30 protein-coding genes are annotated in these 26,507 nt (G+C 67.4%); 22 read left to right on the forward strand and 8 right to left on the reverse strand.

Going from position 1 to position 26,507, the window contains the following annotated elements; genetic code table 11:
- Nucleotides 1-394: 394 nt before the first annotated feature.
- The 12 genes from V2J52_RS01265 (at nucleotide 395) to V2J52_RS01320 (ending at nucleotide 9,565) form a co-directional block, all read left to right on the forward strand.
- The gene (locus V2J52_RS01265) at nucleotides 395-907 is read left to right on the forward strand and encodes a sigma-70 family RNA polymerase sigma factor (protein WP_331225840.1); all 513 of its coding nucleotides are present in this window, start codon (nucleotides 395-397) and stop codon (nucleotides 905-907) included.
- Nucleotides 904-1,572 (forward strand): hypothetical protein, encoded by a 669-nt coding sequence (locus tag V2J52_RS01270; RefSeq protein ID WP_331225841.1) that lies wholly within the window; start codon nucleotides 904-906, stop codon nucleotides 1,570-1,572. The genes V2J52_RS01265 and V2J52_RS01270 overlap by 4 nt, the downstream gene beginning before the upstream one ends.
- Nucleotides 1,569-2,582 (forward strand): ImmA/IrrE family metallo-endopeptidase, encoded by a 1,014-nt coding sequence (locus tag V2J52_RS01275; RefSeq protein WP_331225842.1) that lies wholly within the window; start codon nucleotides 1,569-1,571, stop codon nucleotides 2,580-2,582. The genes V2J52_RS01270 and V2J52_RS01275 overlap by 4 nt, the downstream gene beginning before the upstream one ends.
- Before the next feature lie 67 nt (nucleotides 2,583-2,649).
- Nucleotides 2,650-2,805 carry a hypothetical protein gene (locus V2J52_RS01280; protein ID WP_331225843.1) on the forward strand — a complete coding sequence of 52 codons (156 nt, stop codon included), beginning with the start codon at nucleotides 2,650-2,652 and terminating at the stop codon, nucleotides 2,803-2,805.
- Between the two features lie 78 nt (nucleotides 2,806-2,883).
- Nucleotides 2,884-3,144, forward strand: a complete 261-nt coding sequence (locus V2J52_RS01285; protein ID WP_331225844.1) for a DUF3892 domain-containing protein — start codon at nucleotides 2,884-2,886, stop codon at nucleotides 3,142-3,144.
- A 96-nt stretch (nucleotides 3,145-3,240) separates the two neighbouring features.
- Entirely contained in the window at nucleotides 3,241-3,780 is a 540-nt protein-coding gene (locus V2J52_RS01290; protein WP_331225845.1) for a hypothetical protein, read from the forward strand.
- A 222-nt stretch (nucleotides 3,781-4,002) separates the two neighbouring features.
- Nucleotides 4,003-4,890 (forward strand): sce7726 family protein, encoded by an 888-nt coding sequence (locus tag V2J52_RS01295; protein ID WP_331225846.1) that lies wholly within the window; start codon nucleotides 4,003-4,005, stop codon nucleotides 4,888-4,890.
- Between the two features lie 3 nt (nucleotides 4,891-4,893).
- Entirely contained in the window at nucleotides 4,894-5,841 is a 948-nt protein-coding gene (locus tag V2J52_RS01300) for a sce7725 family protein (RefSeq protein ID WP_331225847.1), read from the forward strand.
- Nucleotides 5,842-5,956: 115 nt separating this feature from the next.
- Complete coding sequence (locus V2J52_RS01305) at nucleotides 5,957-6,862, forward strand: RES family NAD+ phosphorylase (protein ID WP_331225848.1); 906 nt, start codon at nucleotides 5,957-5,959, stop codon at nucleotides 6,860-6,862.
- Between the two features lie 593 nt (nucleotides 6,863-7,455).
- Nucleotides 7,456-7,707, forward strand: coding sequence for a hypothetical protein (locus tag V2J52_RS01310; protein ID WP_331225849.1), 252 nt, complete (start codon nucleotides 7,456-7,458; stop codon nucleotides 7,705-7,707).
- 83 nt (nucleotides 7,708-7,790) lie between these two features.
- Nucleotides 7,791-8,702: a helix-turn-helix domain-containing protein gene (locus V2J52_RS01315; protein WP_331225850.1), complete on the forward strand. Its 912-nt coding sequence runs from the start codon at nucleotides 7,791-7,793 to the stop codon at nucleotides 8,700-8,702.
- Nucleotides 8,699-9,565, forward strand: coding sequence for a hypothetical protein (locus tag V2J52_RS01320; protein WP_331225851.1), 867 nt, complete (start codon nucleotides 8,699-8,701; stop codon nucleotides 9,563-9,565). Before V2J52_RS01315 ends, V2J52_RS01320 begins: the two co-directional genes overlap by 4 nt.
- 1,273 nt (nucleotides 9,566-10,838) lie before the next feature.
- On the opposite strand, the gene V2J52_RS01325 is transcribed toward V2J52_RS01320, so the two are convergent.
- Entirely contained in the window at nucleotides 10,839-11,411 is a 573-nt protein-coding gene (locus tag V2J52_RS01325) for a helix-turn-helix domain-containing protein (RefSeq protein WP_331225852.1), read from the reverse strand.
- Nucleotides 11,412-11,459: 48 nt separating this feature from the next.
- Here V2J52_RS01325 and V2J52_RS01330 point away from each other — a divergent pair, with 48 nt between their 5' ends.
- The 3 genes from V2J52_RS01330 to V2J52_RS01340 all read left to right on the forward strand — a co-directional run bounded on the left by V2J52_RS01330 (nucleotide 11,460) and on the right by V2J52_RS01340 (nucleotide 15,173).
- Entirely contained in the window at nucleotides 11,460-13,325 is a 1,866-nt protein-coding gene (locus V2J52_RS01330) for an FAD-dependent oxidoreductase (protein ID WP_331225853.1), read from the forward strand.
- Between the two features lie 146 nt (nucleotides 13,326-13,471).
- Complete coding sequence (locus tag V2J52_RS01335) at nucleotides 13,472-13,900, forward strand: YciI family protein (RefSeq protein WP_331225854.1); 429 nt, start codon at nucleotides 13,472-13,474, stop codon at nucleotides 13,898-13,900.
- 1 nt (nucleotide 13,901) lies between these two features.
- Nucleotides 13,902-15,173: an RNA polymerase sigma factor gene (locus tag V2J52_RS01340; RefSeq protein WP_331225855.1), complete on the forward strand. Its 1,272-nt coding sequence runs from the start codon at nucleotides 13,902-13,904 to the stop codon at nucleotides 15,171-15,173.
- A 33-nt stretch (nucleotides 15,174-15,206) separates the two neighbouring features.
- Here V2J52_RS01340 and V2J52_RS01345 read toward each other — a convergent pair whose 3' ends face one another.
- The 3 genes from V2J52_RS01345 to V2J52_RS01355 all read right to left on the reverse strand — a co-directional run bounded on the left by V2J52_RS01345 (nucleotide 15,207) and on the right by V2J52_RS01355 (nucleotide 17,954).
- Complete coding sequence (locus V2J52_RS01345; RefSeq protein WP_331225856.1) at nucleotides 15,207-15,572, reverse strand: hypothetical protein; 366 nt, start codon at nucleotides 15,570-15,572, stop codon at nucleotides 15,207-15,209.
- A gap of 80 nt (nucleotides 15,573-15,652) precedes the next feature.
- A complete protein-coding gene (locus V2J52_RS01350) occupies nucleotides 15,653-17,473 on the reverse strand; it encodes a 5'-nucleotidase C-terminal domain-containing protein (RefSeq protein ID WP_331225857.1) in 1,821 nt (606 codons plus the stop codon).
- 40 nt (nucleotides 17,474-17,513) lie between these two features.
- Nucleotides 17,514-17,954 carry a hypothetical protein gene (locus V2J52_RS01355; protein WP_331225858.1) on the reverse strand — a complete coding sequence of 147 codons (441 nt, stop codon included), beginning with the start codon at nucleotides 17,952-17,954 and terminating at the stop codon, nucleotides 17,514-17,516.
- A 121-nt stretch (nucleotides 17,955-18,075) separates the two neighbouring features.
- Here V2J52_RS01355 and V2J52_RS01360 point away from each other — a divergent pair, with 121 nt between their 5' ends.
- Nucleotides 18,076-19,137 (forward strand): LLM class flavin-dependent oxidoreductase, encoded by a 1,062-nt coding sequence (locus V2J52_RS01360; protein ID WP_331225859.1) that lies wholly within the window; start codon nucleotides 18,076-18,078, stop codon nucleotides 19,135-19,137.
- Nucleotides 19,138-19,298: 161 nt separating this feature from the next.
- Here V2J52_RS01360 and V2J52_RS01365 read toward each other — a convergent pair whose 3' ends face one another.
- Nucleotides 19,299-19,778, reverse strand: a complete 480-nt coding sequence (locus tag V2J52_RS01365; protein WP_331225860.1) for a SixA phosphatase family protein — start codon at nucleotides 19,776-19,778, stop codon at nucleotides 19,299-19,301.
- Nucleotides 19,779-19,849: 71 nt separating this feature from the next.
- On the opposite strand from V2J52_RS01365, the gene V2J52_RS01370 reads away from it, so the two are divergent.
- Nucleotides 19,850-20,020, forward strand: coding sequence for a LysM peptidoglycan-binding domain-containing protein (locus V2J52_RS01370; protein ID WP_331225861.1), 171 nt, complete (start codon nucleotides 19,850-19,852; stop codon nucleotides 20,018-20,020).
- A 36-nt stretch (nucleotides 20,021-20,056) separates the two neighbouring features.
- Here the strand turns inward: V2J52_RS01370 and V2J52_RS01375 are convergent, their stop codons facing one another.
- Entirely contained in the window at nucleotides 20,057-20,716 is a 660-nt protein-coding gene (locus tag V2J52_RS01375; RefSeq protein WP_331225862.1) for an SDR family oxidoreductase, read from the reverse strand.
- A gap of 229 nt (nucleotides 20,717-20,945) precedes the next feature.
- Between V2J52_RS01375 and V2J52_RS01380 the strand changes: the two genes are divergently transcribed.
- The 5 genes from V2J52_RS01380 to V2J52_RS01400 all read left to right on the forward strand — a co-directional run bounded on the left by V2J52_RS01380 (nucleotide 20,946) and on the right by V2J52_RS01400 (nucleotide 24,852).
- Complete coding sequence (locus V2J52_RS01380; RefSeq protein ID WP_331225863.1) at nucleotides 20,946-21,554, forward strand: hypothetical protein; 609 nt, start codon at nucleotides 20,946-20,948, stop codon at nucleotides 21,552-21,554.
- 110 nt (nucleotides 21,555-21,664) lie between these two features.
- Complete coding sequence (locus tag V2J52_RS01385) at nucleotides 21,665-22,909, forward strand: toxic anion resistance protein (protein ID WP_331225864.1); 1,245 nt, start codon at nucleotides 21,665-21,667, stop codon at nucleotides 22,907-22,909.
- 2 nt (nucleotides 22,910-22,911) lie between these two features.
- Nucleotides 22,912-23,697 carry a hypothetical protein gene (locus V2J52_RS01390; RefSeq protein ID WP_331225865.1) on the forward strand — a complete coding sequence of 262 codons (786 nt, stop codon included), beginning with the start codon at nucleotides 22,912-22,914 and terminating at the stop codon, nucleotides 23,695-23,697.
- A 53-nt stretch (nucleotides 23,698-23,750) separates the two neighbouring features.
- Complete coding sequence (locus V2J52_RS01395; RefSeq protein ID WP_331225866.1) at nucleotides 23,751-24,440, forward strand: alpha/beta hydrolase family protein; 690 nt, start codon at nucleotides 23,751-23,753, stop codon at nucleotides 24,438-24,440.
- On the forward strand, nucleotides 24,433-24,852 hold the full coding sequence (locus V2J52_RS01400) for a DUF4260 domain-containing protein (protein WP_331225867.1): 420 nt from the start codon (nucleotides 24,433-24,435) through the stop codon (nucleotides 24,850-24,852). Before V2J52_RS01395 ends, V2J52_RS01400 begins: the two co-directional genes overlap by 8 nt.
- A 25-nt stretch (nucleotides 24,853-24,877) precedes the next feature.
- Here the strand turns inward: V2J52_RS01400 and V2J52_RS01405 are convergent, their stop codons facing one another.
- Nucleotides 24,878-25,780, reverse strand: a complete 903-nt coding sequence (locus V2J52_RS01405) for a cation diffusion facilitator family transporter (RefSeq protein ID WP_331225868.1) — start codon at nucleotides 25,778-25,780, stop codon at nucleotides 24,878-24,880.
- Between the two features lie 122 nt (nucleotides 25,781-25,902).
- On the reverse strand, nucleotides 25,903-26,499 hold the full coding sequence (locus V2J52_RS01410; RefSeq protein WP_331225869.1) for a TetR/AcrR family transcriptional regulator: 597 nt from the start codon (nucleotides 26,497-26,499) through the stop codon (nucleotides 25,903-25,905).
- Nucleotides 26,500-26,507 lie beyond the last annotated feature (8 nt).

Raw genomic sequence — 26,507 nt, forward strand, 5'->3', positions numbered from 1 at the left:
GTGCCATATGTCCCAAGGGTATCGAGCGGTCGCTTGCGCACCGCGTTCACGGGGCGAGAGACGCCGTGTCGTCGTTCCTTTTGCTGTGTGCGTCGAGAGCCTCACGCTCAGTCACCAGTGACCGCCACTCAGACGCAGTACGACGACGGATCTGGCCCAGCTCCGCACCTCCGGTTCTGATTGCGTTTGCGCAAACGGAGGACGCGGTAACTTGCCATGTCTACGACGCAGACACGACCTCGAGCACTGAGCCATGCCAGGTGACATCACCAACTCGTCGACTGCCCAACGCGTCGTTAACTCTCCAGTCGTCTGACCCGACTACCCTTTGAAGCGACGACATCGGCGCTGATGGAGGGGGACTAGATGAGTGCACATGGGGAGGAGTCTGCGCATGGCTGATCCCTCCTACGACTGGGCGGCTCTGTATCAGAAGCATCGCGACGCGATGTACGGGGTCGCCTACGAAGTGCTGCGCGGGAGTGGGCGGTGGAATCTAGCCGCCGACGCAGTCCAGGAGGCGATGGTCTCGCTTATGAAGGCACCTCCGGCGGAACCACCCCGTAGCTGGGAGGCGTTGCTGGTGGCAACGTCGAAGCGGAGGGCGCTCGACATCGTTCGATCCGCTGCAGTCGTGCGGGGTGTGGAGTACTCGGAGGAGTACGTGCCAGGAGCCGCGGCGCCAGACGAAGACGACGCCATGGAGCGGCTCGAAAAGATGGCACGGGCACGGACTGCAATCGCGCGCCTGGATGCTCAGGAGCACTACGTCCTTGCGCAGTACATCGTGCTGGACCGCCCGCGCGGTGACGTCGCAGCAGAGCTTGGCGTTACGCCGGCTCGAATCAGCCAGATCAATACGAGAGTCTTGTCAAAGATCAACGCCGAAGCGGAAGGAGGAGGATGACCATGCAATCAGACAACCGCGACGAAGAAATCACAGCCATCCTCGATGCGCGTGCCGGCCAGTCGGCGCTTGCCGCGGCAGCGGATCAGTCCTCTGATCGACCCGAGGTTCGGGAACTGCTCAGCGCCGCTGATCTTGCCTGGGCTAGCCAGCAGAGCGCTCCACCGCTTGCCGATGACCCGGTTGCGGCGATGCTTGGGCTCATGCCCGACTCGGAGCTCGAACTGGATGGGAGGGCGCTGTCGAACGCTCGTAAGGGTGCGAGTCTGACGGTGAGCGCGTTGGTACAACGACTCGCCGCGCGTGGCTGGGAAGTAGCGAACAGGGACGTCTTCGCGTGGGAGAGCGGCAAGAACCTCACTCATGTCCCGGCACTGATCAACGCGCTCGCTGAGGAGACCGGCGTCGACGCGGATCGGCTGCGCCATAAGTCTGCGACGGATCCCGAGCGTTCTCAGCTTGCCGCCATTGTTGGATCGGAGGCATTCAAAGTGCTGGCCCAGCGCTGGGCACGCATCCAGGGCACAACAGTTGCGCTGGCGGCCTCTGCGCTTGAGTCGCGGATGTTGGTGGCGGTGCACCGAGGTGGCGCCCCCGAGAACGACGTTTTGCTCGATTCGCTCGAGGCGTTGGTTGACTCCGTCGAAGGCGTCGAGGGGCGATGAAGCTCGGGCCGTGGATCGAGCGTGCCGTGAAAATCCTCGATCCCGTGCTGCAGGAGCAGTTTGTCCTCGACCCGTTCGACGCCCTCACCACAGGTATGCAGCTGACGGTCCGTACGATGGATTCCTTGTCGAGTAGTCGAGGGGACGGCGGCTTCTGTGATGGGATGTCGTTCCTCGAAGACGGGGTGATTCTGTACGCCCCGACGCCGAACAGCCGCCGTGAGAACTTCACCCTCGCACATGAACTTGGCCACTGGATCGTGGAGCAAGATGACGGTCTGTTCGACTGGATCGCCGATCAGTCGGATCCGCCCGCGCTGCTCGAGACAGTGTGCGACCACATCGCGCAGCGGCTCCTGCTTCCCGAGGCCCTCATCGCCGAGGTGGTCGGCGATGACCTCGTGCGTGCGCACCATGTCCAGGACCTCTTCGACAACAGCCAGGCCAGCTATCAAGCCTGCGCAATCGCGATCTCACGACGCATTCGCGGACTGGGCGCCGTTGTACTCATCGACCGCTTCGACGGCCAAGTCGCCCACTCGAGCATCCAGCCTGAGCCCGACGATGGGTGGCCAGTTGTCTACCCCTGGCGCGGCCAGGTGCTTCCGGATGCCCACGCCCTCCGACAGATCACTCCGGGAGCGGCGTTCACCCGAAGGATCATCTGGCATGACTCGTGGGGCAGAGCCGCCGACTTCTATGCCGATGCCATTGCCGATGACAGGCGAATCATCGCAGTGCTGGCCGGGCACGACATTTGGAAGGTCGACCCCGGCTACATGATCCAGCCGCGCGAGTTCGATACGCGCCCGCTCCTGACCATTTACTGCTGCGGGCAAAGTCGCACGTTCCGTGGCTACCCCTGCCCCACCTGCGGCAAAGGCTTCTGCCCCGTCTGCAAGAACTGTCAGTGCGACCGCGCCGCCAAAACCGAAGAGACCTGTACGGGCTGCTTCATGATCTTCCAGCGACACCTGCTTGTCGACGGACTCTGCGAAGACTGCCGTTAACTCGATCACGTCCTGCTCCGACTACTTAGTGAGGGGCTGACGGTCAGCCCCGGAGATGGAGCCAGAAATGGCGAAAAACACGGGACGCAGTCACCGCGTCGGTGCGGTCAAGGGGCGCAGCGAGTTCCAGGTCGGCAAAACCTGGTTCAAGCGCGACACCTCGACGGGCCGCATCATGAACGGCAGCCCCAACCAGCACAAGGGCGTCCGCAACGAGAAGTGACCGACGCGGAGCCGGCCCGGCGCTGGCTCCGCTCGTCACCACCGCTTCATCTCACCCTCACCAAGAGAGCAAGGAATCATGGCAGATCGACGAGTAACCCATTCCCGCAAGAATCGTGACGGTGACATCACCGCCATCGGCACGCCCGGCCAGTACTGGTCGCCGCGTGCGAAGGCCGACGCCATCAGCGACATCGAGCTTCGCATCCACACGTACTACGTCCAGTGGCCGGAGAAGCGCACGGAGATCCGTGTCGTCAACGGCGCCACCGGCAAGTACCTCCGCACCGATCGCGACAACACGACCCGCAACAACCTGGACGACCTCTCCGGCCTTTGAACGACGGCCGATATGAGAGCGGACGCCATCCAGCGCCCGCTCTCATATCGACGTTGCCGATTCCCGCCCGATACCGTGCTGACACGGAGGAACCCTATGACAACCGAGAGTTTCCGCCGGCTGACAAGCGCCGTGATCGCTGCGTCCGTCGCGAGTGAGTGGACCGCCGCCGTCTTGGAGTGGGACGTCACCGAACTCGAAGAGGACCCCACCGGGCGCGGAGAATGTGTCTGCGGTCAGCAGGAGCTGGTGCTGTTGTTCACGATCACGAACAAGCACAACGGTGCCAAGCTGTACCCGATCGGTAGCACCTGTGTACAGAAGTTCGGTCGCACCGACCTCAACCGCCAGGTAACCCTCTACAGCGATCTATTCCGCTTGCGTGCCGCCATTCTCAACAACACGCGGATCACTCTCACCAGCGACTATTTCTCACGGGCGATGCTCGAGTACCTCAACGACGAAGGTGCCTTTGCCCCCGACCGGTGGGACGCTGATGGAGGGTATGCGTTCATGCTCGACATGTTCAACAAGCGTAAGAAGGACGAGATCACCCGGCCGCAACTTGCCAAGATCACTGTGCTCCTCAACAGGAAGGTGATCCCGTTCGTTCTCGCAGATGAGAGTCTGGGCTAGGTAGGCTCAACGTACCTTGCAAGTGTCCGCGAGTGCTTCTCTCCCGCATGATTCGTCGCCGGCGTTCCGTGTGAGAGCGAGATGACACCGAACCCTCAGCAGCCCCCAAGCCCCCATCTTCGGTTCGCGACGCTTCCGGGCTCCGAGGCACCGAGCAGCGGCTCGGCTAGACTCGGTAAGCGGCTCAACCGCGGAGATCGACGGTCGGCAAGGGGTGAGACAATGAGCGCGAGCAAGGACGAACTCGCTGCGTTCACCCGCATGTTTTCGTCCGCGGTCGTGCGTGAGCTCGGCAAGCAGGGTAAGTCGGGACTCCTCGCCCGACTGCTGTACCAGTCTGGCTCGGCTCAAACGCTGAGGCCTGAGGCGACCGTCGGTGATGCCTTCGACCACGCTTTTCACGTTCTGCGCTCGCTCGGGAACCGCGACGAGTATGTGTACCGCTCCGCGATCACCCAGAAGATCTTGCTTGGCCAGCACAGCCTCCGCACGGCGTCGATGCTAGGTGAAGCGCGAGTCGGAACATCGAAGGCAGACGTAGTTGTCTTCAACGGCACATCGACTGCTTACGAGATCAAGTCTGAGCGCGATTCGTTGGCCCGCTTGCGGAGTCAGGTACTGGCCTACTCTCAGGTGTTCGCCGCAGTCAACGTGGTCACGAGTCCATCGCATGTAGAGCACGTGCTTCGACAAGTCCCCGAAGAAGTCGGCGTTCTCATCCTCACCGACCGATTCACTCTGAGGGTGGAGAGGCGTGCAACATGTGACTCCTCTCGCACTGAACCACTCGCGATCCTCGACTTCGTCCGCCTCGACGAAGCGTTCGCCATTCTGCAAGAGATCGGCATCGAGCCTCCGAATGTTCCCAACACACAGATGCGTGGCGCGCTGAATGAACTGTTCGCTGACCTTGACCCAACACGCGTGCACGACCTCATGGTGACTACTTTGAGGTCGTCCCGCTCCCGAAGCTCGGCCGAGAACTACATCAAATCCATACCAATGTCCCTGCGTGCTGCCATGCTTACGCTAAAGATGAATGACGCGTCCAAGCAGAGGCTCCGCGACGCGACACGCTCGCCCATAGGTGCCGCACTCGCTTGGAGATAGCTCATGTACTACCCGTACTTCCGAGGAAAGCAGTTCGAACTCCTCGCACTCCGTGAGAGTGCAGAAGTGCTAGCCGAAGCATCTTTCATTCCCATCATCGAACCGGTGCGGGAATCGCTCAACGGCCTCGAGCGAGCTCTGGCAGCAATCAGCGACGCGGGCGGTCAGGCTATCGTGATCGTGAACCCGCGACACGGCGACCACAAAGCTGACGGAGCGAACATCAGTGCGTTCCTGAGCGAGAACTACAGGGGCAACGATGCCATCTCCGCTGGAGTCCTACTCCTTAGCAGTACGAGCGTCGAAGAAGCCGAGGCACTCATCTTGAACCATGCTCACCATAACCCGGCCATCGTCCACTCAGGCTTCACAGCGGCGCGCGACATCGCAGAGTTTCTCCGCGACCGTGGAATTGATGCGACCAATGTCTTCAGCGAAGATCACGCGAGCATGCTCTATCGCAAACACTTCGCGAGCGGAAACCGCGTATTGGTTCGGGACGGCTTCGAGCAGAAGAAGAACGCGGACTACGACCCGTTCGAGTTTTTCTCCGACCTTCACGTCACATTCCAGGAACTCAACATGGACGGGTACGGCGACTTCCTCACGGTGGGGGACCGATACACCGAAGGTGGCGGTCCGGCATACGCCGTTGCGATTCATCTCACGTACATCGACCCCACGAAGGACGACGCGATGTACGTGTATCACTTCAAGTCCGATTCGAACGATACGCCCACGGACCCGGCGAACAAGTTCGCTGAGGCCCTCGCGAAACTCATCGCGAAGCTCGATAGCCCGGACTCCAACCTCGTAGAAACATCGGCAGTGGAAGAGTTCCGCCGACTTCACGCCGCAGGTCACTTCCCGGGCCTCGGCTACATAAAGAAGCTCTCGATCCGGCATCACATCGAGACGCTCGCGGACTATCACCGCAACGCGGATGCCTGAACGCTTATGCTGCGCAGAATGCTTCAGCGACGACTTCCTGCGAGACTTCATCTCCGACAAGCTCAGCCCGAGCGCGGGGCAGTGCGGCTACTGCCACGTCGCTACCGTCACGCTGGTGAAGCCATCTCTCCTCCGTGAGTCGTTCGAGAATCTCCTCGCGATCTACGGGCCAGACTCGGACGGACTACCGCTACCCACACTGCTCCGGCGCGACTGGGGACTATTCGCCGGTCCAGTGATGCGGGAAGATCCAGCAGCCAAGGAGCTTCTCGCGGATATCTTCAACGATGGCGAGATCGGGAGAAAGCTCTACTCGGCATCGGACAAGTACAGGGCGACCAGCTTGGCTCACTGGGACGATCTGCGCATTGAGATGATGCACGGAAATCGGTGGTTCCTGGAGCGGAAAATCGACTATGACCGTCTTCAGGAGCTCCTCGACTACCTAATCGTCGACCCGACAACGCTGAGCTCCAGCTGGCATCGGGCTCGTATCGTCAGCGATGATCCGTTTCCACTCGACAGGATGGGCGCTCCGCCCTCCAAGAAGGCGGGACATGGTCGAGCGAATCCCGCCGGCATCCCATACCTGTACCTTGGGTCGACCCCGACCACAGCGGTATCGGAAGTGCGGCCACACACGGGTGAACTCGCGTGCGTCGCCGAGTTCGAGATCCCCAGCATGAAGGCGGTCGACCTCAGGGCTCCACGCGCGCGCATCTCACCATTCGAACTCAACGACGACGAAGTCGGACAGATGCACGCGGATCTGCCGCTCCTTGAACGCCTCGGGGACGAGCTCACACGACCAGTACTACCCCAAGGTGCGCCATTCGAGTATGTCCCGAGCCAACACCTGTGCGAGTTCATCAAGAGCTGCGGATTCGATGGCGTGGTCTATCGAAGCTCGGTCAGTGACGGTATCAACCTGGCGCTCTTCCATCCGGATCAAGCGACTGGGGTCAGCGTAAACCAGTACGACGTCGCCAAGGTCGAGGTGCACGTCTCCGCGAAGGCATGATGCGTCGACAGCTCAGGGCGCTGAGAACCTCGTCCTAGAGGTGCGAAGCAGTGGTGCGTTCAGTCGGGCTCAATCTCGCAGGCGGATCCCGCCGGAGTAATACCCTCCTAACTGTCTACAGGTCATCGTCGTGTGTGCCCAGTTAGGAGTCGGCGCGATCGCTTCTCTGGACTGTTGCGGTCCTGAATTCCTGCAGAGCTGGGCGTTACACGCCTTGTCTTGATGTCACGTTCCCGGTAAGCTTTCGTGACATGAGCGTGGTGTCCCCGTCGGCAGTGATTCGGAGTGCGCCTGAGCGGTCCTTCGTTCACGTCAACCGGCTGCCCGGGACCGCTGCCGCTGCACGGCAGGCCGCGTCACGGGCGGCGCGGAGCGGCGAGCTCCTTTCCGTCCGTCGGGGCCTGTACTACCGGGGTGCGAAGACGCGGTACGGCATGACGCGTCCTCGTGTGGAAGAGATCGCCCGGGAAGTGCTCGGGGAAACAGGCAGTGGCCCAGCCGGATATTCTGCTGCGCGCGAGTGGGGTGTGACGACTCAAGTGCCCTCGTCCTTCCATGTTGCGACGCTCTGGCCAGCAGATCCGATCGCGGGGGTGACCCAGCACGCGCGGCGGAACAAGGAGCGGGCGAAGCTCAACGCGAAGGAGATCGCCCTCCTTGAGCTTCTGCGCGCCCCTGACGTGTACGTCGAAGCGGGTTGGGATGCGCTAGTCGAGCGGGTTCGGAACGCGCTCGCCAATAGGGAGGTGCGCGAGGAGGTCCTTAGCGTTGCAGTCTCGGGGGAGCGGAACACCGTCGTGCGGGAGAGCTTCGACAGGCTCGTCGCTGATCTGGCGGACGAGTGAGCGAGCGGCTTCGGGTTCGACTGGCATAGCCTGGCGCAGTCCAGGGTATGATTGCGTATGCGCAAACGAGAAGGGGTGGGGCTGTGGACGCGGCAACGATGGTGAAGCGTGTGCGCGCGCTCAGCGGCGTCACCCGCAAGGAGCTCGCCCAGCTCGCTGGCCTTTCGCCTTCAACGATTGGTCGGATCGAACAGGGCGCACTGGACCCGACGTGGGGGACGCTCTCGCGCATCCTTGAGTCGACCGGATATCGGATCAACGGAGACACCGTGGTCTCGGCCGGTGACCAGACGGCGATCACCGCCGCCCGCCCCGTGCTGGAATCGTTGCTCACTCCTGCTACTACGGCGATGGCGGACGCTCTTGCTCCCGCGAGAGCGATTTTGAACGCGGCTGCACGCGATATCAGTCGCTCGCTTGCGGACGAGATGGCAGCAGCCACCAGGGTCGCGCTCGCACCCACGATGGAGATGTTCCAGCAGGCTGCCAGCTCGGTCGTCGACCAGTGGCTTGGCCGGTGGGCTCGCGCAGGGTGGCTATCGGATCGAACGGACGCCGACGACGCGGTGAGTGTCGCGGTTGCTGCGGGCAACGCTGGCAAGATCGCCCGCCGTAACGTCGCCCGCCGTAACGTCGCCGCTCCCGACGGATGGCGCGCCCTCGCACAGCGGCTGGGGGAGGAGGGCATTGACTACGCCGTCTCCGGACTCATTGCCGCCCGCCCGGATCGGGCGACCGCGACAGCGGTAAGCCCGGTGATCTACGTCGACGACCCATTCCTGGCGGTCTCTAGGCTCGGCCTGGAGGAGACCGCGCCAGGGCGTGGTGTCCTGCTGATCGCTCCCGGGGCTGACGAGCTCACGCGCGTTGAAATCGATGGAGGCATCCGGTTCGTCTCACGCGCGCAGGGCGTGCTCGACGCATTCGCAGGCTCCGGCCGGGAGCCCGACAAGGCCGAAGACACGCTCCGCTCACTGCTGGCGGTCTCCGCATGACCGGCGACTTCGACGACCTCGAGATCGAGATCATCACTTCACGGCGAGCCCTCATCGACGTCATCACCGGTCTCGCCGACCAGCGTGAAGCACTCACCGTGCTCGGTGGCCACGCGGTCATCGAAGCCACCCACGGCATCGCGGAACTCCCACCGGACGATACAACCCGCGACGGCGACCTCGGCGTCACCCCGCAGCTGCTCAGCGACGTCCCGAACCTCAGCGCCCGGATGACCGAGCTCGGCTACGAAGCCGCGCGTCCTGAGCGCCCCGGCGTATGGTCACCGATCTCGCAGCGTGACCGCGACATCCACGACCGCGATAGCGTCGATCTCATCGCCCCGATGTCGCTCGCCCGCGGCGACCTCACCACGAACCGCAGCATCCGCGCCGCCCGCATCGGCGCCCACGGCAAGCACGCCGTCTCCGCGACCGGTGGCACCGAGCTCAGCATCCTCGACCGCCAGTGGCGCACGCTCCGCTCGTTCGACGGCGGGCCGACCGTCGACGCCTACGTCGCGGGCCCCTCCGCGCTGCTGTGTGCGAAGGCGTACAAGATCCACGACCGGCTCGATCCCACCGAGCTGCGCCGTAACGCGGACCGGTTGCGCCCGAAGGACTTCGCCGACCTATATCGAATTCTTCTCGTCATCACACCCGAGGATGCGGCGGGAGTCTTCGCCCAAGGGATCGCGGACCCGAAGATCGGCGACGCCGTCGCGCTCGGTAGTGACTATCTCGTCGAGATCCTCACCGACGCCTCGACTGTCGCCAGCATGGTCGCCGACGCTTGGGGGGACATCTCCCGCGAGGCCGAGTTCCATGCTCACGTCGACAACTGGCGCCGACGCTTCGCTGCTTGAGGGATCGTGCGGATCGCCTCCTCGTGGTCGGCCCCTGTGTCGTGTCGCGGGGCCACTGTTGGCTCCGGGAAGAGGGCTGGGTCGGCGGCCGCGCCGTAGCGGCCGGGTCGCCCTGGGCGCCGACGCTGCCGCGCACCTCACTTGGGAGAAGACGTCCTATTGGATGCTTCCATAAACCCCACGTAAACCCCCGACGAGATTGTCGACAGCTACCAAGAGCCGGGACCTGGCCGGGACCTGATGCATGCAAACCATGCAATCCATGACGTGAAATAGGGCCGTTTGAGGGGCAGAGAAGCCCGGAAAATCAAGGATTCGGCCTGAACCGTCTACCTGGGGGTCAGGGGGTCGTGGGTTCGAATCCCGCCAGCCCGACGCATGAGCCCTGGCGAGAACTTGTTCCTCACCAGGGTTTGGTCATCTCTGAGAGTCTGCGATCCCGCCGCTGGACCAAGCGATGTGCTGCTGGCTTCGAGCAGCACCGCTGTTTCCTGCGCTCCACTGATTGTCAGAGGTGAGCTATACGTTCCGGACATGACATGGGAGCGGACCTACACCGACGAGCAGTTGGTCAACGCCATCGCTGCTTCGACGTCTTGGCGTGGGGTGCTCCGTGCACTCGGCCTGGCTGCGACGTCGGCGGGCGCGATGAGGTCTGTGCGCTCGCACGCTGATCGGTTATGCGTCGACTACGGCCACTTTAGGGGCCAGCGTCTATGGACCGACGATGGGCTTCGGGCGGCGGTAGCTGCTGCTCAAACGTGGTCTGAGGTGGCTGGCACCCTCGGTCTTGACGGTGCCGCTGTCAGTGCCAGTGTGAAGGGTCACGCGACTCGACTCGGCCTCGATATTAGGCACCTACGAGGACCGCAGCTGGCTGGAGCGGTTGGCGGATCTCAGCCGAGAACCGCTCATCTCCATAGTGCCGGCTCCCTTCTGGCGGCCGCCTGGTTTGCGATGTGCGGTCACGATGTTTCCTGGCCGCTCGAACCCTGCCGCTACGACCTGCTCGTTTCCACCGACGCCGGGATCCGCCGCGTTTAGGTGAAAACGACCACGGCCCGCACGGGCGCCTCTTCCTGGAAGGTCTACCTCTCGACCTCTCATCATGGACGCAGAACGTACGACCCTGACGAGATCGATGACTTCTTCGTCATTGACGGAGACCTGAAATACTATTTGATCCCGATCGCCGTGGTTGGGGGCCTCCACGCGGTGCACCTTGGCCGCTACGAGCAGTACTGCCTGGCTCAGGTTCCGAAGTGACCTCTCGTCATTGGAGGCGATGGCCTGGCAGGTGTGCCTGTTCGCCGTCGTGATCGAGAATGGTGAGGATCTCGGCGGGGCCGTCGTGCGCCTCGAGCAGGTGCGGGGTCATCGTCGAGAACTCGACGGCCTGGCCTGGTTGCACGAGGATTCTTCTCGTACCGAGCTGCAGTTTGATGGTTCCGCTGAGCACGGTGAACCACTCGTAGCCGGGGTGCACCTGCGGGCCGCCGATGTCGCGGTCTTCGGTGATGCGCATCTTGCCGATCGTCACGCCACGTCGGTCGCGTTCTCGGGACAGCAACCAGAACGTCGCCCCACCGATCGACTCGGGCTCGGGGCGGATCACGACATCCTCATCACCCTCGGCTTCGACGAGCTGGTCGAGAGAGGTGCCGAGCGCCTTGGCGATCGCCACGAGCTGTTCGAGCGCGATCCTCTGATGGCCGGTCTCGATGCGACTGAGCGTCGATGGTGAGAGGTAGCAGCGCGCCGCCAGCGTGTCGAGCGTCCAGCCGCGCGCCAGCCGCAGACCACGGATGCGCTGTCTGACGATCGACTCCGTCTGTTCTTGCGTCATATGCAAGAGTGTATGCGTTCGGAGGGATTCCTGGTTAACGTTGCCGCCATGACACCCCACGAGCTCCACCCCAGCCAGGGGCCTTGGCACGACCTCCCCGCTGGCTTCGCCGACTACCTTGACCTGGAAGCGCGGCTGAGCGCGCCGGCGAGGAGCACCGCCCTCGGTCGAGCGGCCCTCGCACTGGACGCGGCCCCGTCGCACATCGTCGACCTCGGATCGGGCACCGGCGCAGACGCGGTCGCACTGGCCCGGCGATTTCCAGCCTCCCGCGTGCACGCCCTCGACGTCTCTCGGGAGCTCCTCGATCGCGTCGCGTCAGCGGCAGTGGCAGCGGGAGTTGCAGACCAGATCGAAGAGCACCGCGTCGACCTGAACGACGACTGGTCGTCGGAGATCCCGACCGGCGTCGACCTGGCGTGGGCGGCGCTGACGTTGCACCACGTCGGCGATCCCGTAGCCGTGCTGCAACAGGTGTTCGCGTCACTGCGGCCTGGCGGAGTGTTCGTCTTGACCGAACTGACGGGCGAAGCGCGACTCACGCCCGTCGAGCTCGGTACCGGCCGGGCTGGTCTGCAGGATCGCATCACGCGTGCGCTGTCGCACCGCCCCCACACGAACGCAAACTGGTCGAGGCTCCTCGCCGACGCCGGCTTCGATGTCGTGGAATCTCACGAGCACGATTTCGTCGCACGAGCCGACACGGCCGACGGTGCGCGATATCTGGAGATGCAGCTGCGCGCTCAGCGAGAACGACTCGTCCACGAAGTGACGGACGACGATCTCGCGGCCCTCGATGCCGTCATTGATGCACTCGAGACCGGGACATCGGAGATATCGTCCAGCTCCGGTCACACGGTATGGATCGCGGTCCGGCCGCAGGAGGCGCTTGCTGGGCAGACCCGGCAGACGATCGAGCACCCGGACAAGGCCGCCGACACGGGCGGCAGAGCTTTCGGAGTGCTCGGGAGCCTCGAGGTAGATGTGGTTGTGGTGGGTGGCGGATCGGCTGGCCTCGCCGCCTCGGTCGCCCTCGCCCGTTCGCGCCGTAAGGTCGTCGTGATCGACGCAGGACAGCCGCGCAACGCACCCGCCGAAGGCGCCCACAACGTACTGGGGAACGAAGGCATCGCGCCACAGGACCTGCTCGCCCGGGGGCGCGCGGAAGCAGAGTCCTACGGTGTCACGATCCTGCCGGGCCAGGTGACCCGACTGTCGGGCACGATCGATGACTTCACCGTGGAAGTGGGAGACGGGAGCCGCCGCGTCCATGCCCGCCGAGCCCTCCTCGCCACTGGCCTCGTCGACGATCTCCCTGACGTTCCCGGCGTTGAGGCAGGATGGGGACGCACGGTCCTGCACTGCCCGTTCTGCCACGGATGGGAAGTACGCGACCAGCGGATCGCGATCCTCACCCGCGACGAAGTGGCCATCCATCACGCGATGCTGTTCAGCCAGCTCAGCGACCAGGTCACCGTGTTTCTCCACGAAGCCCCCGACCCCACCGAGGAGCAGTGGGAACAGCTCGCTGCTCTGAACGTCTCCGTCGTTCGGCCACGTGTCGACCGTCTGGTGGTCGAGGGCGCGAAAGTGCGTGCGATCCAGATCGACGGCGGCCGCACCTTCGAGGCCGACGCCGTCGTCATCGCCCCGCGCTTCAACGCCAGGACCGGCCTGTACGAACAGCTCGGCGGCACCGCTGAGACGACTCCCTTCGGCAAGCAGATTCCCACCGACCCGCGCGGCATGACCCCAGTGCCAGGAGTCTGGGCCGCAGGCAACGCGAGCGAACCCATGGCGATGGTCGTCGCATCGACCGCATCAGGCGTCGCCACGGGCAGCGCCGTGCACGGCGACCTCGCCTTCGCAGACCTCAACCAAGCCGTACGAGCACGACGCGCCGAACACCACTGATCAGTGACGGATCGAAGAGACCCATAACCTTCCGCCTGAGGAGCCTGCGGAGAACAATCGCCGTCGAGGTGTCGATCGGCGACGACGTCGTTCGACGCACAGGTAGAAGCACCACCACCGGTGCTTCCTGACCGAGGGAGACGATCATGAAGTACATGCTGATCATGCGGGCGACCGACGAGGCCGTCGAGGCGTCGAAGCAGGTCCCGTTCGAGGAGATCCTCGCCCAGATGGGCGCGTACAACGAGTCGATGATGAAGGCCGGTGTGCTGGCGGCGGGCGAGGGCCTGACCGAGGCGTCGGAGGGCTTCGTGGTGGACTTCGACGCCGATCCTCCGCTGGTGACCGACGGCCCGTACGGCGAGACCAAGGAGCTGTTCGCCGGCTTCTGGATCCTCGACGTCTCCTCGCGCGAGGAGGCCGCCGAGTGGGCCAGCCGGTGCCCACTCGGCGCCGGGAACAAGCTGGAGGTGCGCCGGGTGCACGGGCCGGAGGACTTCCCGCAGGACAACGAGTGGGTGCAGAAAGAGGAAGGCTGGCGCGCCGAGCAGGCCGAACGCGCGGCGAAGGGCTGACATGACGGCGCCACCCGGCGGTCTGCGGCACTCCCGGCGCGCGGTCGAGGCCGTGTGGCGGGTGGAGTCGGCACGGATCACCGGGGCGCTCACCCGCCTCGTGGGCAGCCTGGACCGCGCCGAGGACCTCGCCCAGGAGGCGCTGGCCGAGGCCCTGGAGACCTGGCCCCGCGACGGCGTGCCGCGCAACCCGGGCGCCTGGTTGACGACGGTGGCCCGCCGTCGGGCGATCGACGCCTGGCGACGGGCCGAGCGTCTCGAGGTGCGCCAGGCGCAGCTCGCCCGGGAGCTGGAGGAGGTCCACGAGGACGACTGGGACCCCGACCGGATCGACGACGACGTGCTGCGGCTGGTGTTCGTCGCCTGCCACCCGGTGCTGTCCCGCGAGGCGCAGGTCGCGCTCACCCTGCGCGTGGTGGGCGGGCTGACCAGCGACGAGATCGCCGCCGCGTTCCTCGTGCCCGTCGCGACCGTGCAGCAACGGATCGTCCGGGCCAAGCGGACCCTGGCCGCCGCCGGCGTGCCATTCGCGGTGCCCGGACCCGAGGAGTACGGCCCGCGGCTGGCCGCCGTCCTCGCCGTCGTCTACCTCATCTTCAACGAGGGCTACGTCCCGACGTCGGGGGATCGGTGGGTACGACGCGAGGTTGCCGGTGAGGCGCTGCGCCTGGGGCGGATGGTCGCGGCGCTCGTGCCGCGCGAGCCGGAGGCACAGTCGCTGGTTGCGCTCATGGAGCTGCTGACTTCACGGTTCCCCGCCCGCACCGCGCCCGACGGCAGCGCGGTCCCGCTCGCCGAGCAGCACCGGAGCCTCTGGGACCGTGACGCGATTCGCCGCGGCAGCGAGGCACTCGCCCGTGCCGACTCGGTGGGGCGCGGGCGCGGGGCCTACGGCCTGCAGGCGGCGATCGCCCATTGCCACGCACATGCGCCGTCGGCAGCGCAGACTGACTGGGAGCGCATCGTGCTGCTGTACGAGGCGCTGGGCAGGTTGACGCGGTCGCCCGTCGTCGAGCTCAACCGGGCGGCTGCGGTGTCGATGGCGGAGGGACCGGCCGCCGCCCTGGCGATCGTCGAGCGTCTGGTGGCCGCCGGTGAGCTCCGCAACTACCACCTGCTACCGGTGGTCCGCGGTGACCTGCTCGTTCAGCTCGGGCGGTACGCCGAGGGACGGGCTGAGCTCGCGCGCGCGGTGGAGATGACTGGGAACGAGCGGGAGCGCGAGGTGCTCGAGGGCAAGATCGACGCGGCTCGACGGCGAGATCGGGAGTAGCCGTCCGCGCGGACCGTCCGCCCGGAAAGCTGCTCACTCCAGCGGGGTGTCGACCAAGCCGACGAACCGGCTGCCGATGCCCAGGATCTCTTCACGCTGGTGGCCGGGAAGTGGCCGCGGCAGGTCGGAAGGGCGGTGGTGGTCACAGCTGACGTGGGTGAACGTCGGCCACCATTTCTTCGGCCGTGCCTTCTCGGCAAAGCCGCAGACAGTGCACACGAGATCGACCCATACCGCCTTCTTGCCGGTCCGGTTGGCACGGGACTGGGCCAGCCACGGTGGCGGGTTGTCGTCGATCTCACGCAGCTGGGCTTCAGTGAGCTTCGAGGGCAGGCCGTGCCGGGTGGCCATCTCCACTGGGATGTCCAGGCGTTGGGCAGCGTCGCGGCGGGTGATCATCACACTCAATGTTAGTCAGTTGTTGTGCAGTGGGAGTCTGCGCCGTCGCTCGCAGCCAGCCCGACGCGGCCACGTGTAGATCAAGCCGTGGCGCGTCGGCGTCTCAGTGCCAGGGCGCCGGCACCGACCAAGGTCACGGCAACGAGTGCGGTGAACGTGACGCCGTCGGCTCCGGTGGCGGGCAGCTCACCGCTACCCGACGGCCCGGCGTTGTCGTCGTCGGGTGCGTTGGCGGGCGCGTCCGTCGTCGGCAAGTCCGTCGGCACGGGGCCAGTCGGCTCGGGAGCCGGGTCGGTCGGTTCCGTGGTCGGGTCGGTGGGCTCGGGCGTCGGCTCGCTGCCCGCCACGACGATCCGTCCCTCGAGCTCCATCGAGATGGTGCCGAGCTGGCGCGCATGGGCGGCGATCGCCTCGGCGTCGGCCGGAGCCTCCGCGGCGGGCACCAGGACCTCAGCCGCGTCGAAACCGGTGATGGCATCGCCCCCGCCGACGACGTAGTTCGTCACCGCGGTGGTGTACGTCGCCTCGTCGTCCAGCGGCTGGCCCGCGACGAGCACATCGCTCACGCGCGTCCCGACCGGCGCGGCCGGGTCGTAGGTGTAAGCCATTCCGGAGACCTGCGGGAAGCCACCGCCGAGGTCCTGCACACGGGCGACGCCCTCCTCCAGCGCCCTGCGCAGTCCGCTGCCCGTCACCTCGACGAGCATCACCTTGTTGTCGAACGGCGCGAGGGAGTAGGCGTCCCGCAGCGTGAAGTCGGGCCCCGGCGCCTCGGCACGGATGCCGCCGCCGTTGGCCCAGCCGACGTCCGCCGAGTGGTAGGCGCGGAACGCATCGGCGACGAAACTGCCCAGGAGCGTCTCGATCCGCCGCGTGGCGTGCTCGGGGTTCAGCAGCGGCGTCTCGACCGAGGCCAGCACCTCCGAGAGGTTCTCCTCCATCTCGGACTCGTACTGTTCCTCGAGGGCGCGCAGCTCCGGGTCGGGCTCGACCGTGTGGTCGACCTCGACGACGGACGTGGTGACCGCGACGTCGTCGCCATCGACCGTGATGTCGAGCTGGATGAGCGAGCCCATGTTGCCCTCGGGCGCCGCCAGGACCACGCCCTCGTACTCCTCGACGACCGAGTCGTACTCGGCCATCTCCTCCAGGAGGACGGCGTCGAGCTGGGGGATCGCGTCGACCAGATCGCGGCCGCGTTGGAGCGGGATCTGCGTGACGGCGATGATCACGTCCGGGTCCGCGGCGGCTTGCATGTCGGTGACGGCGGTGGTGGCTGCGGCGATGTGGTCCAGCTCGATGACCGTGCCACCGACGGATGTGGTGTCCATCCCGGCGGTGATGCCGATGTAGCCGACCGAGAGGTCCCCGACCTGGTCGACGTGCCATGTGGAGCCGGGCAGGAACGGCGTGCCGTCGGCCTCGGTGAGGTTGGAGGTGATCCACGGGAAGTCGGAGGCCGCGGTCAGGGCGCGGGTGTTGTCCACGCCGAAGTCGAAGTCGTGCTGGCCGAGGTTCGCCAGGTCGATCCCGATCCGGTTGAACGCGTCGACGATGGGGAAGCCCTTGTACAGCCCGCCGAAGAGGGTGCCGCCGGCGAGGTCGCCACCGAACACGACGGCGGTACCAGGGTCCTGAGTCCGCACGGTATCGATGGCGGTGGCGAGCCGCGCGACCCCGCCCCGGTCCTGGTCACCGGTGAGGGCCGGGCCGATCTCGTGGGCGTCGTTGAAGTAGAGGATCGTGCCAGTGTCAGGCTCCGGCGAGGTGACGCCCTGCGCGCCGGTGCCGAGCGCGACCAGGCCCAGGACCGAGAGCAGGACGAGCGGGGACCGTTGGTGCTTGAACATCACTGGCCTTTCGTCGATGACAACCCGCTCCTCACGGTACGCACGCCGCATGTACGACGGATGACGCACCGGTGAACTCGCCGCGGCGACCTCAGGCGGTGCGCAGCACCAGCAAGAACTGCCCACCGCCGGACTCGACCTGCGTGGTGACCGCCAGCTCGGGGGCGAACCGGGACAACCGGTCGATCAGCCAGGCGGCGGCCGCGTCGGCGTCCTCTCGGCTCGGGCAGCGGGCGACGACCTCCCGACCTCGCTTGCGCCCGAGGCGCTCGACGGTCTCCGCGATCGGGGCAGGGTCGACGACGAAGAGCTCCGGCGACCACGGCACCACTGGCTTCACCGCGCCTTTGCGCGTGTTGCAGGCGCGATGGGCGAGCCGCTCGGTGCCTGCCGCACCCTTCTTCGCCTTGGAGAGGCCGAGGTCGACGCTGGGGCCGAGGTCGGAGTTGACCGAGGCGTCGGGGTCCACCGGCTCGTCGCACAGCCAGCAGCGCCAGTTATCTCGGTCGCCCACGGCGCTCAGGTTGCTCATGCGTGCACGGTAGCGGGACAGGGCGTCTCGCCGCTGGTCTGCTCAGCGCGCGTGGCCCAGCCAGGCAAGGGTGACCAGCACCTCAGACGCACACCCGCAGCAGACGGCCTACCGTGGTGCCATGGCACAGGTCAATGCACTCCAGCTCGTCCTTCCCGCGCACGAGGTGCAGCTCGGCCTGGACACCTTCGGCGACATGACCGTCGACGAGAATGGCGCACCGCGTACCTTCGGCCAGGTGCTCCGGGAGGTCGTCGAGCAGGGCGTTCTCGCTGACGAGGTCGGCGTCGACGCCATCGGCCTCGGCGAGCACCACCGCGACGACTTCGCCATCTCCGCGCCGGAGATCGTGCTGGCCGCGATCGCCTCCCGCACCGAGCGGATCCTGCTGGGTACCGCCGTCACCGTGCTCAGCTCGGACGACCCGGTCCGGGTCTACGAGAAGATGGCCACGCTCGACGGCGTCTCGAACGGTCGCGCCGAGGTCACCCTCGGCCGGGGCTCGTTCACCGAGTCCTTCCCGCTGTTCGGCCTGGACCTGGCGGACTACGAGCGGCTGTTCGCCGAGAAGCTCGACCTCTTCTCGCTGCTGCGCGCCGAGGAGCCGGTCACCTGGAGCGGCAACGTCCGCGGCCCGCTCAACAACGCGCAGGTCTACCCGCGCACCGAGGCCGGAACGCTGCGCAGCTGGATCGGCGTCGGCGGCTCGCCGGAGTCGGTGATCCGGGCCGCGCGGTACGGCATCCCGATGATGCTCGCGATCATCGGCGGCGAGCCCGCCCGGTTCGTGCCGTTCGCCGACCTCTACCGCCGCGCGCTGACCGAGCTCGAGCAGCCCGAGCTGCCGGTCGGGGTGCACGCGCCCGGCTTCGTCGCGGCGACCGACGAGCAGGCGCGCGAGCTGATGTTCCCGCACTTCAAGGCCAACCGGGACCGCATCGGCGCGGAGCGCGGCTCCCCGACCTCTCGCGAGCAGTTCGACGCCGAGGTCGAGCACGGCGCGGTGTTCGCCGGCTCCCCGGAGACCGTCGCCCGCAAGATCGCCGACACTGTGCGCCAGCTCGGCCTCAGCCGGTTCGACCTCAAGTACAGCAACGGCCCGATGCCGCACAGGCACACCCTGGAGGCGATCCGTCTCTACGGGACCGAGGTCATCCCGCGGGTGCGCGAGCTGCTCGGCTGAGGACCCGCGGCAGGGGTCGCGGTCCGACGAGATCGGGGACGGCCTCGAGCGGCTGAAGAACAACGAGGTCGAGGGGCGGCTCGTCGCGCAGTTCGGCGACTGAGTCGGCCACGCCGTCGGTCTGGTGTAGTTGCGCGGTCGCGTACCCGACTCCGCCCACATCAGGCCGGCGGCGCCGTCAGCCGGACGACGCCGTCCGCGGGGCGGCCCGCTGCTCGCAATTGGCCGGTCCCGGCCGCCCACTCGGTCATGGCGACAACTGCCAACGCCGAGGTCGGCATCCGGGTCCAGACGCCGGTGAGCGTGTCGACCAGCGCCTCGACCGCCGGGTTGTGGCCGACGAGGGCGACGGTGCCGGCGTGCTCGGGAAGGTGCCGGACGACGTCGAGCAGCTGGTCGCCGGAGAAGGTGTACGCGCCGCGTGCCAGCCGCGTCGGTGGCGCCGCGGGCAGCTCGGCGGCGACCAGGTCCCAGGTCTGCCAGGCGCGGATGGCGACAGAGACCACCGCCAGGTCGAGCGGGTCGAGGTGCTCGGCTATCCAGCGCCCCGTCTCGGGTGCCTGGCGGCGGCCGGGCGGCGCCAGCGGCCGCTCCTCGTCGCCTACCGGTGCGTCCCAGTCCGACTTGGCGTGCCGGATCACGACGAGAGTGTGTGCCACGGCCGGCCCCCTTCCAGTGCCGGCAGCCTAGCCCGGGCGTTCGCCCACCGGGCATGTCGTGCGGCGGCAGTCGGCTGACGCGCGGGGAGACGCTCTGGGGCATCGCCCAGCAGCACTACGGCAACGGCAGCTTCTACCACCGGTTGGTCGCCGCCAACCCGGCCATCACCAACCCCAACGTCATCCACCCCGGTGACGTGGTGCGCGTGCCGCAGGGGTCGTAGGGCGCAGTGGCCGAGGCGGCGGGCGCCCGATCGGCGCTACCGCTGCGCGCCCACCGCCTCGGCCACGGGCGTGCCGCCGTCGCGGAACCCGATCGTGCGGCCCACGCTCGCCGGCTCGTCCAGCGCCGCGACGATCACCAGTGCGACGTTGGCGCGTGACGTCGGGTGCTTGCCTCCGGTGGGGGCCGAGATGATGTCGATCGTCCCGGTGGCGTCGTCCATGGTGAGGTTGCCCGGGGCGACGATCGTCCAGTCCAGGCCGGAGTCCCGCAGATGGGTGTCGGCGTCGGCCTTGGCCTGGGCGTACGGGTAGAAGGAGTCGTCCTCTGGCACGCCGTGGTCCTGGCCGGCGCCCAGGTAGGACACCATGATGAAGCGGCGCACCCCGGCCTGCGCGGCGGCGTCGATGGTCCGGATCGCGGCGTCGCGGTCGACGGCCCAGGTCCGCTCCGGGCTGCCGCCGCCCGCTCCGGCGCTCCACACGACGGCCTCTTGACCGCGGAGGAGCTCGGCGATCTCGGTGACGGACAGCGTCTCGACGTCCGCGACGACGGCGGTGGCGCCGGATGCCGCGACATCCTCCTCATGGTCGGGGTTGCGGACGACGCTGCTGACCACGTCGCCGCGGTCGGTGAGCAGCGGGGCCAGCAGGAGGGCGACCTTGCCGTGGCCGCCGAAGATTGTCACGTTCGTCATCAGGGTTCTCCTCGTGAGGTCGAGACAGGTGGACTCCAACGACGCTATGCGAGGCGCGGCGGCTCCGCACACCGGCGCCGCTGTCCGCTGGCGACGACTCCGCCACGTTGCTCCACAGCGGTGGCGCTGGGTGGTTGCATCCCCACCTGTGCTGATGTCGACGGCGCCGATGGCGCGCCGTCGGCCATGCTCCGGTCACCGACGGGCTGTCGACAGCGAGGAGAGGACCATGGCCGAGGACACCAGGCTGGCCGCGCCAGCGCGCAACGGGCAACCGTGGACGGACGCGGAGTACGAGGAGATCCTCGCCGCGGCCAGGGAGGGCGTGACTGATGTCGAGACCGTCGCGGCGCGGCTCGAACGCGGGACCCACGCCACGTCGCTCAAGGTCCGCCGCCTGCTGCCCGTGGCAGAACGGTCGGCGCCTGTCGACCGGGCTCTGGCACTGCTGCGTCGCCACCAGGACGATCCGGAGTACGACTGGCAGCGCGTGACCCTGGAGGAGCCGCCGCCCCGGCCGGTGATCGCGCCACCGGCCCTCACCGGCATCGCCGGCCTGTCCACCGGCGAGCTGGTCACGGTGGCCTACGCCGTCGGCGTGGCGGCGTCGGCGGTGGACGACGACGTCGTAGCCCGGGTGGGGGAGGAACTGCAGCACCGTGACCTGCTGGTGGCGCTGCTCGACTACCGGACCGAGCGGCTGCTGCGGCAGCCCGGCGCCGAGATCACGGTGGCGCGCGCCACCTCGGAGGCGGGCAGCTGGCTCCAGCGGGTGTTCCCGATGGCGGACCACGCGTTTCCCTACTGGCGCTTCGACGGCCCGGACGACTACTTCTGAAGAGCCGGGCGGGCGGTCCCGACGACCCGGTCAGAAGGATTGACGGCGTCACACCGGGCAGATCCTGAGAGACTCTTCTTGACCCCGGAGTTGTCTGAGGAGTGCACGGTATGTCCAACCCGCTCGACCTGAGCCAGAACGAGCCCCCCGCCGTCGAGAACCCGCTGCAGCTGGAGCCACCCGAGGCGGCGGCCGAGGTAGCCGTCCACGAGCCGGAGAAGGTCGCCGGCATGATCCTCGTGGACGCCGACGCCCAGCAGAAGCACGCCGAGACGGCTCGCGCCTTCCTCGACGAGCTCCTCGCCGCCCCGTTGCACAGCCCGGAGTTCCAGGTGAAGCTCTCGCAGCTGACCCACCTGGGCGAGGGCACCATGCAGCAGGCGGCCGACTCGTCCAACCGGATGCTCAACCGGCCGGCCGCGGCGCTCGCAGCGACCGGGGCAGACCCGGCCTCACGTACCGGGAGCAGCCTGGCCGAGCTGCGGCAGATCATCACCGAGCTCGACCCGAAGCGCCACGACCTCACCGGCACGAAGCGCATCCTGAAGTTCCTGCCCGGCGGCAGCGCCATGCAGCGATACTTCCTCAAGTACGAGTCCGCGCAGGAACAGCTCGACGCCATCATCAAGGCCCTCAAGGGCGGCCAGGACGAGCTGCGCCGGGACAACGCCGCCATCCAGACCGAGCGCGACGCCCTGTGGTCAGCACTGGGCCAGCTGGCGAACTACGCGGTCCTCGCTCGGCACCTCGGCGACGGCCTCGAGCAGCAGATCGCCGCACGTCGCGCCGAAGGGATGGACGACGACGCGGCCACGCTCGAGGGGGACGCACTGTTCGCCGTCCGCCAGCGCCACCAGGACCTGATGACCCAGATGGCCGTCGCCGTCCAGGGCTACCTGGCCCTCGACGTCGTGAAGAAGAACAACGCTGAGCTCATCAAGGGCGTGGACCGAGCACTGGACACCACGGTGACGGCGTTGCGGGTCGCGGTGATCGTCTCGCAGGCGCTCGCGCAGCAGAAGATCGCGCTGGCACAGATCGACGCACTCAACTCGACCACCTCGGACATGATCGTCTCCACCTCGGAGCTGCTCCGTTCGCAGGGGGCGGCGATCCAGCAGAGCGCCACCCAGGCGACCGTCGACCCGGCGAAGCTGCAGCAGGCCTTCGACAACGTGTTCCAGGCGATGGACGAGATCGACCGGTACAAGGCCGAGGCCGCACGGTCGATGAAGCAGACCGTGACGGTGCTCGAGGGGCAGGTGGGACGAGCGCGGCTGCACCTGGAGCGCAGCCACTCCACCGACGCCCCCACGCCCACTGACGCCCCCATCACGCCCACCCGAGGGGACTGACGATGTCACGGCTCACGCTCGGCAATGTCGCGAAGGTGGCCCTCACCGTCTTCTTCCTGCCGTTGCTGGCCTACCTGGTGCTCCTCATCGGATCGGTCAAGAAGAAGCTCTGGGTAGGGCTGGAGGGCGCGATCTACGCGGCCGGCTTCTCCGCGGCGCTCTTCGTGCTCGACTTCAGCGGCCGCGCCGTGCTCCTCGGCCTCGCCTCGATGGCGGCCTCCGGCGTGCGCGCCTACCACCTGCGTGACCTCTGGTTGCCGCAGCGGCGTCGCCGGTGGTGGCGGCCCGCCCCGGCTGAGTCCACGAGCTACGTGTCCGTTCCGCCGCGCCCGGGCGACGGGGCCGCGCCGTCGGACGACCTGCCCGCCGCTCTCGGTTGGGTCGCCGCCCGCGCCAAGCAGAACAAGCACCGCCTCCCCGGCGGGGCCTACGTCGCCCTGCTGGAGACGTGCCAGGTGCTGGACTCGGTCATCGACGCAGAGCAGCGGCAACCGTCCGCGGATGCTCGCCTCGAGTACGAGCTCGACGCCGTGGTGCGGGAGTACCTGCCCGAGGTCCTCCAGGGCTACCTGGCCCTCCCGCCGAGCATGGTGGGCACGCGGCAGCCCAACGGTCGTACCCCTGACGAGGAGCTGGTCGAGCAGCTTCAGCTGCTCTCCGGGCAGGCCGAGGCGCTGAGCGTGAGCCGCCACAGCCGCGCAACGGCGGAACTGACCACCACGGGCAACTTTCTGCGGGAGAAGTTCGGGCATCGTCGCCAGGGCGCGGTCGACCTCGGGATCGAGTAGGTCCGGCCCGACGGGCCGCGACGCCGCCCGCGCACGTTACGTAGGATCGATGTATGACCTCGAGCGGCGGTGAGCAGGCGGCGCCGTCCATTCCGGGCGACGACGACGGGCTCGAGGTGCTGGTAATCCCTACGTCGGTGGGGGAGGCCCGGGTGCACCTGCGCGGCGCCCCGGATCCACGAGGAGTGATGTTGCTCGGGCACGGCGCCGGCGGCGGGGTCGCGGCGCCGGACCTCCAGGTCGGCTCCCGCGTGGCACTGTCGCTCGGCTGGGCGGTCGCGCTCGTCGAGCAGCCCTACCGCGTTGCCGGCCGGCGCGCACCGGCCCCTGCCCGACAGCTCGACGCCGCCTGGACCGAGATCGTGACCGTGGTCGCCGAGCGGTTCGTCGGGCTGCCGCTCGTCGTCGGCGGACGATCCTCCGGAGCCCGGGTGGCCTGCCGGACGGCGACCGCCGCCGGAGCGGTGGCAGTGCTCTGCCTGGCGTTCCCGCTGCAGACGCCGCGCCGGCCCGACCGGCCGAGCCGGCTGCCCGAGCTCGAGGCGGTCGAGGTGCCGGTCCTCGTAGTGCAGGGCGAGCGCGACGCTTTCGGGATGCCGCCCGAGGGCCCCGGCCGCCGGGTGGTCGTGGTCCCCGGCGACCACAGCCTGAAGAAGGACGATCCCGAGATCGCCACCGCGATCAGCCGCTGGCTCGGCGCGTTGGACCTCACCAGCTCTCCCGAGAGGAAGCCCGATGAGTAAGCCGCCAATGTCCCCAACGCCAGCAGGTGCGATCCCGACTCCGGCGGTCGCCGGTACGCCGCTGCGCATCCTCCGGACCGAGGGCGTCGTCCTGCTCGCTGCCGCCGTCGCCGCGTACTTCGTCGCGCTGGACGAGCCGTGGTGGCTGGTCCCCCTGCTGCTCTTCGTGCCCGACATCTTCATGGTCGGCTACGCCAAGTCCCACCGGCTCGGTGCGGCGTTGTACAACGTCGCACACTCCTACCCGGTGCCCGCGATCCTCGGTGCCGTCGCTGTCGCGGCGGACCAGCCGTTGTGGCAGGGGGCTGCCCTGGTGTGGTTCGCCCACATCGGCATGGACCGTGCGCTGGGCTACGGCCTCAAGTACGACACCAACTTCAAGGACACCCACCTCGGCCGTATCGGTCGGTGAGCGACTGCCCCACCACCGATGGGACTCAGGCTGCGGTGGGTCGGGAGACCGTCAGCACCGCCTCGATGACCAGTGGGGTCTCCTCGAGCCGTCGCTCCAGCTCGCGGAGCCGGTCGGCGATGTTGGGCTCGGTCTCCTCACCGACCAGGTCCACGCTCGCGACCAGGTAGACCTTCCGCGGTCCGACGAACTCCATGTGCAGGTAGTTGACGGTGGCCACGCCCGGCAGCGCGGCCAGCTGCTCTGTCATGGATTGCCGGAGTGCGGGACTGGTCTCGACGCCGACGAGGAACCGCCGGTTCCGGTCGATGAGGACGACGGCGACGACGCCGAGCAGCAGACCCACGAGGATCGAGCCGACGGCGTCGGGCACCGGGGAGCCGGTGAGATCGTGGGCGAGCACGCCGGCGAACGCGATGAGGATCCCGACGAGCGCTGCGGCGTCCTCGGCGAACACCGCCCGCAACGTCGGGTCCGAGGTTTCCAGGGCGTGCTCGAGAACCTCGCGGTGGGCCTGCTTCGCCTCCCGGGCAGTCTGACGAAAGGCCTGCAGGAACGAGACGCCCTCGAGCACGAACGCCATGCCCAGCACGATGTAGGCCACCAGGAAGTTGGTGGCGGGGGACGGGTCCAGCAGCTCCTGTATGCCGTGGGTGATGGAGACTGCTGCCCCGGCCACGAAGAGCCCGAGAGCCGCGAACATCGACCACACGTAGGCCTCTCGGCCGTAGCCCAGGGGGTGGGAGGTATCGACAGGGCGACGTGAGCGCCGGTCGGCGGTGAGCAGCAGCACCTGGTTGCCGGTATCAGCCCACGAGTGTGCGGCCTCGGCGACCATTGACGCCGAGCCGGTCAGTCCCGCAGCGGCCGTCTTGGCGACCGCCACGAGGGCGTTGGCAGTGAACGCGACAACCACCGTCAGGTTCATCCGGCCAGCATGGCCTCGCGGGGAGAGCGCTGCACTCGGGATCACACTGCCCCGCGGAACCCGACGGCCGCCGACCCGGCAGGCGTGGTGGGTGGTCGCCGTGCGTAGGGGCGGGCCCAGGGTCAGGACCAGATGCTGCGAAGCGGCGCCATGCCCTCGTCGACGTACTCCGCGATGGGCCGGACGCTGCCATCGAGATACCACTGCTCGAGAGCAGCGAAGTAGCCGAACGCCAGCGCGTTGGCCGCCACCCTGGCCTGGGTCTCGCTCAGTCCGTGGTGCGCCGCCAGCATCGGTGCGATCCGTTGGCTAGCCCGGTCGAGCGACGCGTGCAGCGCCCGGCGCACCGACGGTTCGGTGAAGAAGTACCGCGCCCGCCGCCACGGAGTGATCACCTCCGGCGGCTCCTGCTCGCCGTCGGCCGCCGGCGCCGGCCCGGACTCATACGTGAGCACCGCCCCGAGCAGGCTGCCGACCGGATCGTCCGGGTCCACGAGTGCGTCGAGCTCCTCGGGGCTCATGGTGTCGAACTCGTCGACGACGATGAGGCCTTCCTTGGTCCCGAAGTACCGGTACACCGAGGACGGCGAGACTTCCGCCGCCGCCGCGATCTCCTCGATCGTGACCGCGCCGAAGCCACGCTCGTCGAAGAGGTCAAGGGCCCGTTCCTGAATGATGCGCATCGCGTTGCGGCGCCAGCGCTCCCGAAGACCTGCCATGGCGACAA

The organism is Georgenia sunbinii, from assembly GCF_036421875.1.
Classification (GTDB): Bacteria; Actinomycetota; Actinomycetes; order Actinomycetales; family Actinomycetaceae; genus Georgenia_B; species Georgenia_B sunbinii.

Excerpts from the sequence above, each read along its gene's own strand:
- V2J52_RS01265 (WP_331225840.1), top strand. The coding sequence starts at position 395 with ATGGCTGATCCCTCCTACGACTGGGCGGCTCTGTATCAGAAGCATCGC.
- V2J52_RS01270 (WP_331225841.1), top strand. The coding sequence starts at position 904 with ATGACCATGCAATCAGACAACCGCGACGAAGAAATCACAGCCATCCTC.
- V2J52_RS01275 (WP_331225842.1), top strand. The coding sequence starts at position 1,569 with ATGAAGCTCGGGCCGTGGATCGAGCGTGCCGTGAAAATCCTCGATCCC.
- V2J52_RS01280 (WP_331225843.1), top strand. The coding sequence starts at position 2,650 with ATGGCGAAAAACACGGGACGCAGTCACCGCGTCGGTGCGGTCAAGGGG.
- V2J52_RS01285 (WP_331225844.1), top strand. The coding sequence starts at position 2,884 with ATGGCAGATCGACGAGTAACCCATTCCCGCAAGAATCGTGACGGTGAC.
- V2J52_RS01290 (WP_331225845.1), top strand. The coding sequence starts at position 3,241 with ATGACAACCGAGAGTTTCCGCCGGCTGACAAGCGCCGTGATCGCTGCG.
- V2J52_RS01295 (WP_331225846.1), top strand. The coding sequence starts at position 4,003 with ATGAGCGCGAGCAAGGACGAACTCGCTGCGTTCACCCGCATGTTTTCG.
- V2J52_RS01300 (WP_331225847.1), top strand. The coding sequence starts at position 4,894 with ATGTACTACCCGTACTTCCGAGGAAAGCAGTTCGAACTCCTCGCACTC.
- V2J52_RS01320 (WP_331225851.1), top strand. The coding sequence starts at position 8,699 with ATGACCGGCGACTTCGACGACCTCGAGATCGAGATCATCACTTCACGG.
- V2J52_RS01325 (WP_331225852.1), bottom strand. The coding sequence starts at position 11,411 with ATGACGCAAGAACAGACGGAGTCGATCGTCAGACAGCGCATCCGTGGT.
- V2J52_RS01330 (WP_331225853.1), top strand. The coding sequence starts at position 11,460 with ATGACACCCCACGAGCTCCACCCCAGCCAGGGGCCTTGGCACGACCTC.
- V2J52_RS01335 (WP_331225854.1), top strand. The coding sequence starts at position 13,472 with ATGAAGTACATGCTGATCATGCGGGCGACCGACGAGGCCGTCGAGGCG.
- V2J52_RS01340 (WP_331225855.1), top strand. The coding sequence starts at position 13,902 with ATGACGGCGCCACCCGGCGGTCTGCGGCACTCCCGGCGCGCGGTCGAG.
- V2J52_RS01345 (WP_331225856.1), bottom strand. The coding sequence starts at position 15,572 with ATGATCACCCGCCGCGACGCTGCCCAACGCCTGGACATCCCAGTGGAG.
- V2J52_RS01350 (WP_331225857.1), bottom strand. The coding sequence starts at position 17,473 with ATGCGGCGTGCGTACCGTGAGGAGCGGGTTGTCATCGACGAAAGGCCA.
- V2J52_RS01355 (WP_331225858.1), bottom strand. The coding sequence starts at position 17,954 with ATGAGCAACCTGAGCGCCGTGGGCGACCGAGATAACTGGCGCTGCTGG.
- V2J52_RS01360 (WP_331225859.1), top strand. The coding sequence starts at position 18,076 with ATGGCACAGGTCAATGCACTCCAGCTCGTCCTTCCCGCGCACGAGGTG.
- V2J52_RS01370 (WP_331225861.1), top strand. The coding sequence starts at position 19,850 with ATGTCGTGCGGCGGCAGTCGGCTGACGCGCGGGGAGACGCTCTGGGGC.
- V2J52_RS01375 (WP_331225862.1), bottom strand. The coding sequence starts at position 20,716 with ATGACGAACGTGACAATCTTCGGCGGCCACGGCAAGGTCGCCCTCCTG.
- V2J52_RS01380 (WP_331225863.1), top strand. The coding sequence starts at position 20,946 with ATGGCCGAGGACACCAGGCTGGCCGCGCCAGCGCGCAACGGGCAACCG.
- V2J52_RS01385 (WP_331225864.1), top strand. The coding sequence starts at position 21,665 with ATGTCCAACCCGCTCGACCTGAGCCAGAACGAGCCCCCCGCCGTCGAG.
- V2J52_RS01390 (WP_331225865.1), top strand. The coding sequence starts at position 22,912 with ATGTCACGGCTCACGCTCGGCAATGTCGCGAAGGTGGCCCTCACCGTC.
- V2J52_RS01395 (WP_331225866.1), top strand. The coding sequence starts at position 23,751 with ATGACCTCGAGCGGCGGTGAGCAGGCGGCGCCGTCCATTCCGGGCGAC.
- V2J52_RS01400 (WP_331225867.1), top strand. The coding sequence starts at position 24,433 with ATGAGTAAGCCGCCAATGTCCCCAACGCCAGCAGGTGCGATCCCGACT.
- V2J52_RS01405 (WP_331225868.1), bottom strand. The coding sequence starts at position 25,780 with ATGAACCTGACGGTGGTTGTCGCGTTCACTGCCAACGCCCTCGTGGCG.
- V2J52_RS01410 (WP_331225869.1), bottom strand. The coding sequence starts at position 26,499 with ATGGCAGGTCTTCGGGAGCGCTGGCGCCGCAACGCGATGCGCATCATT.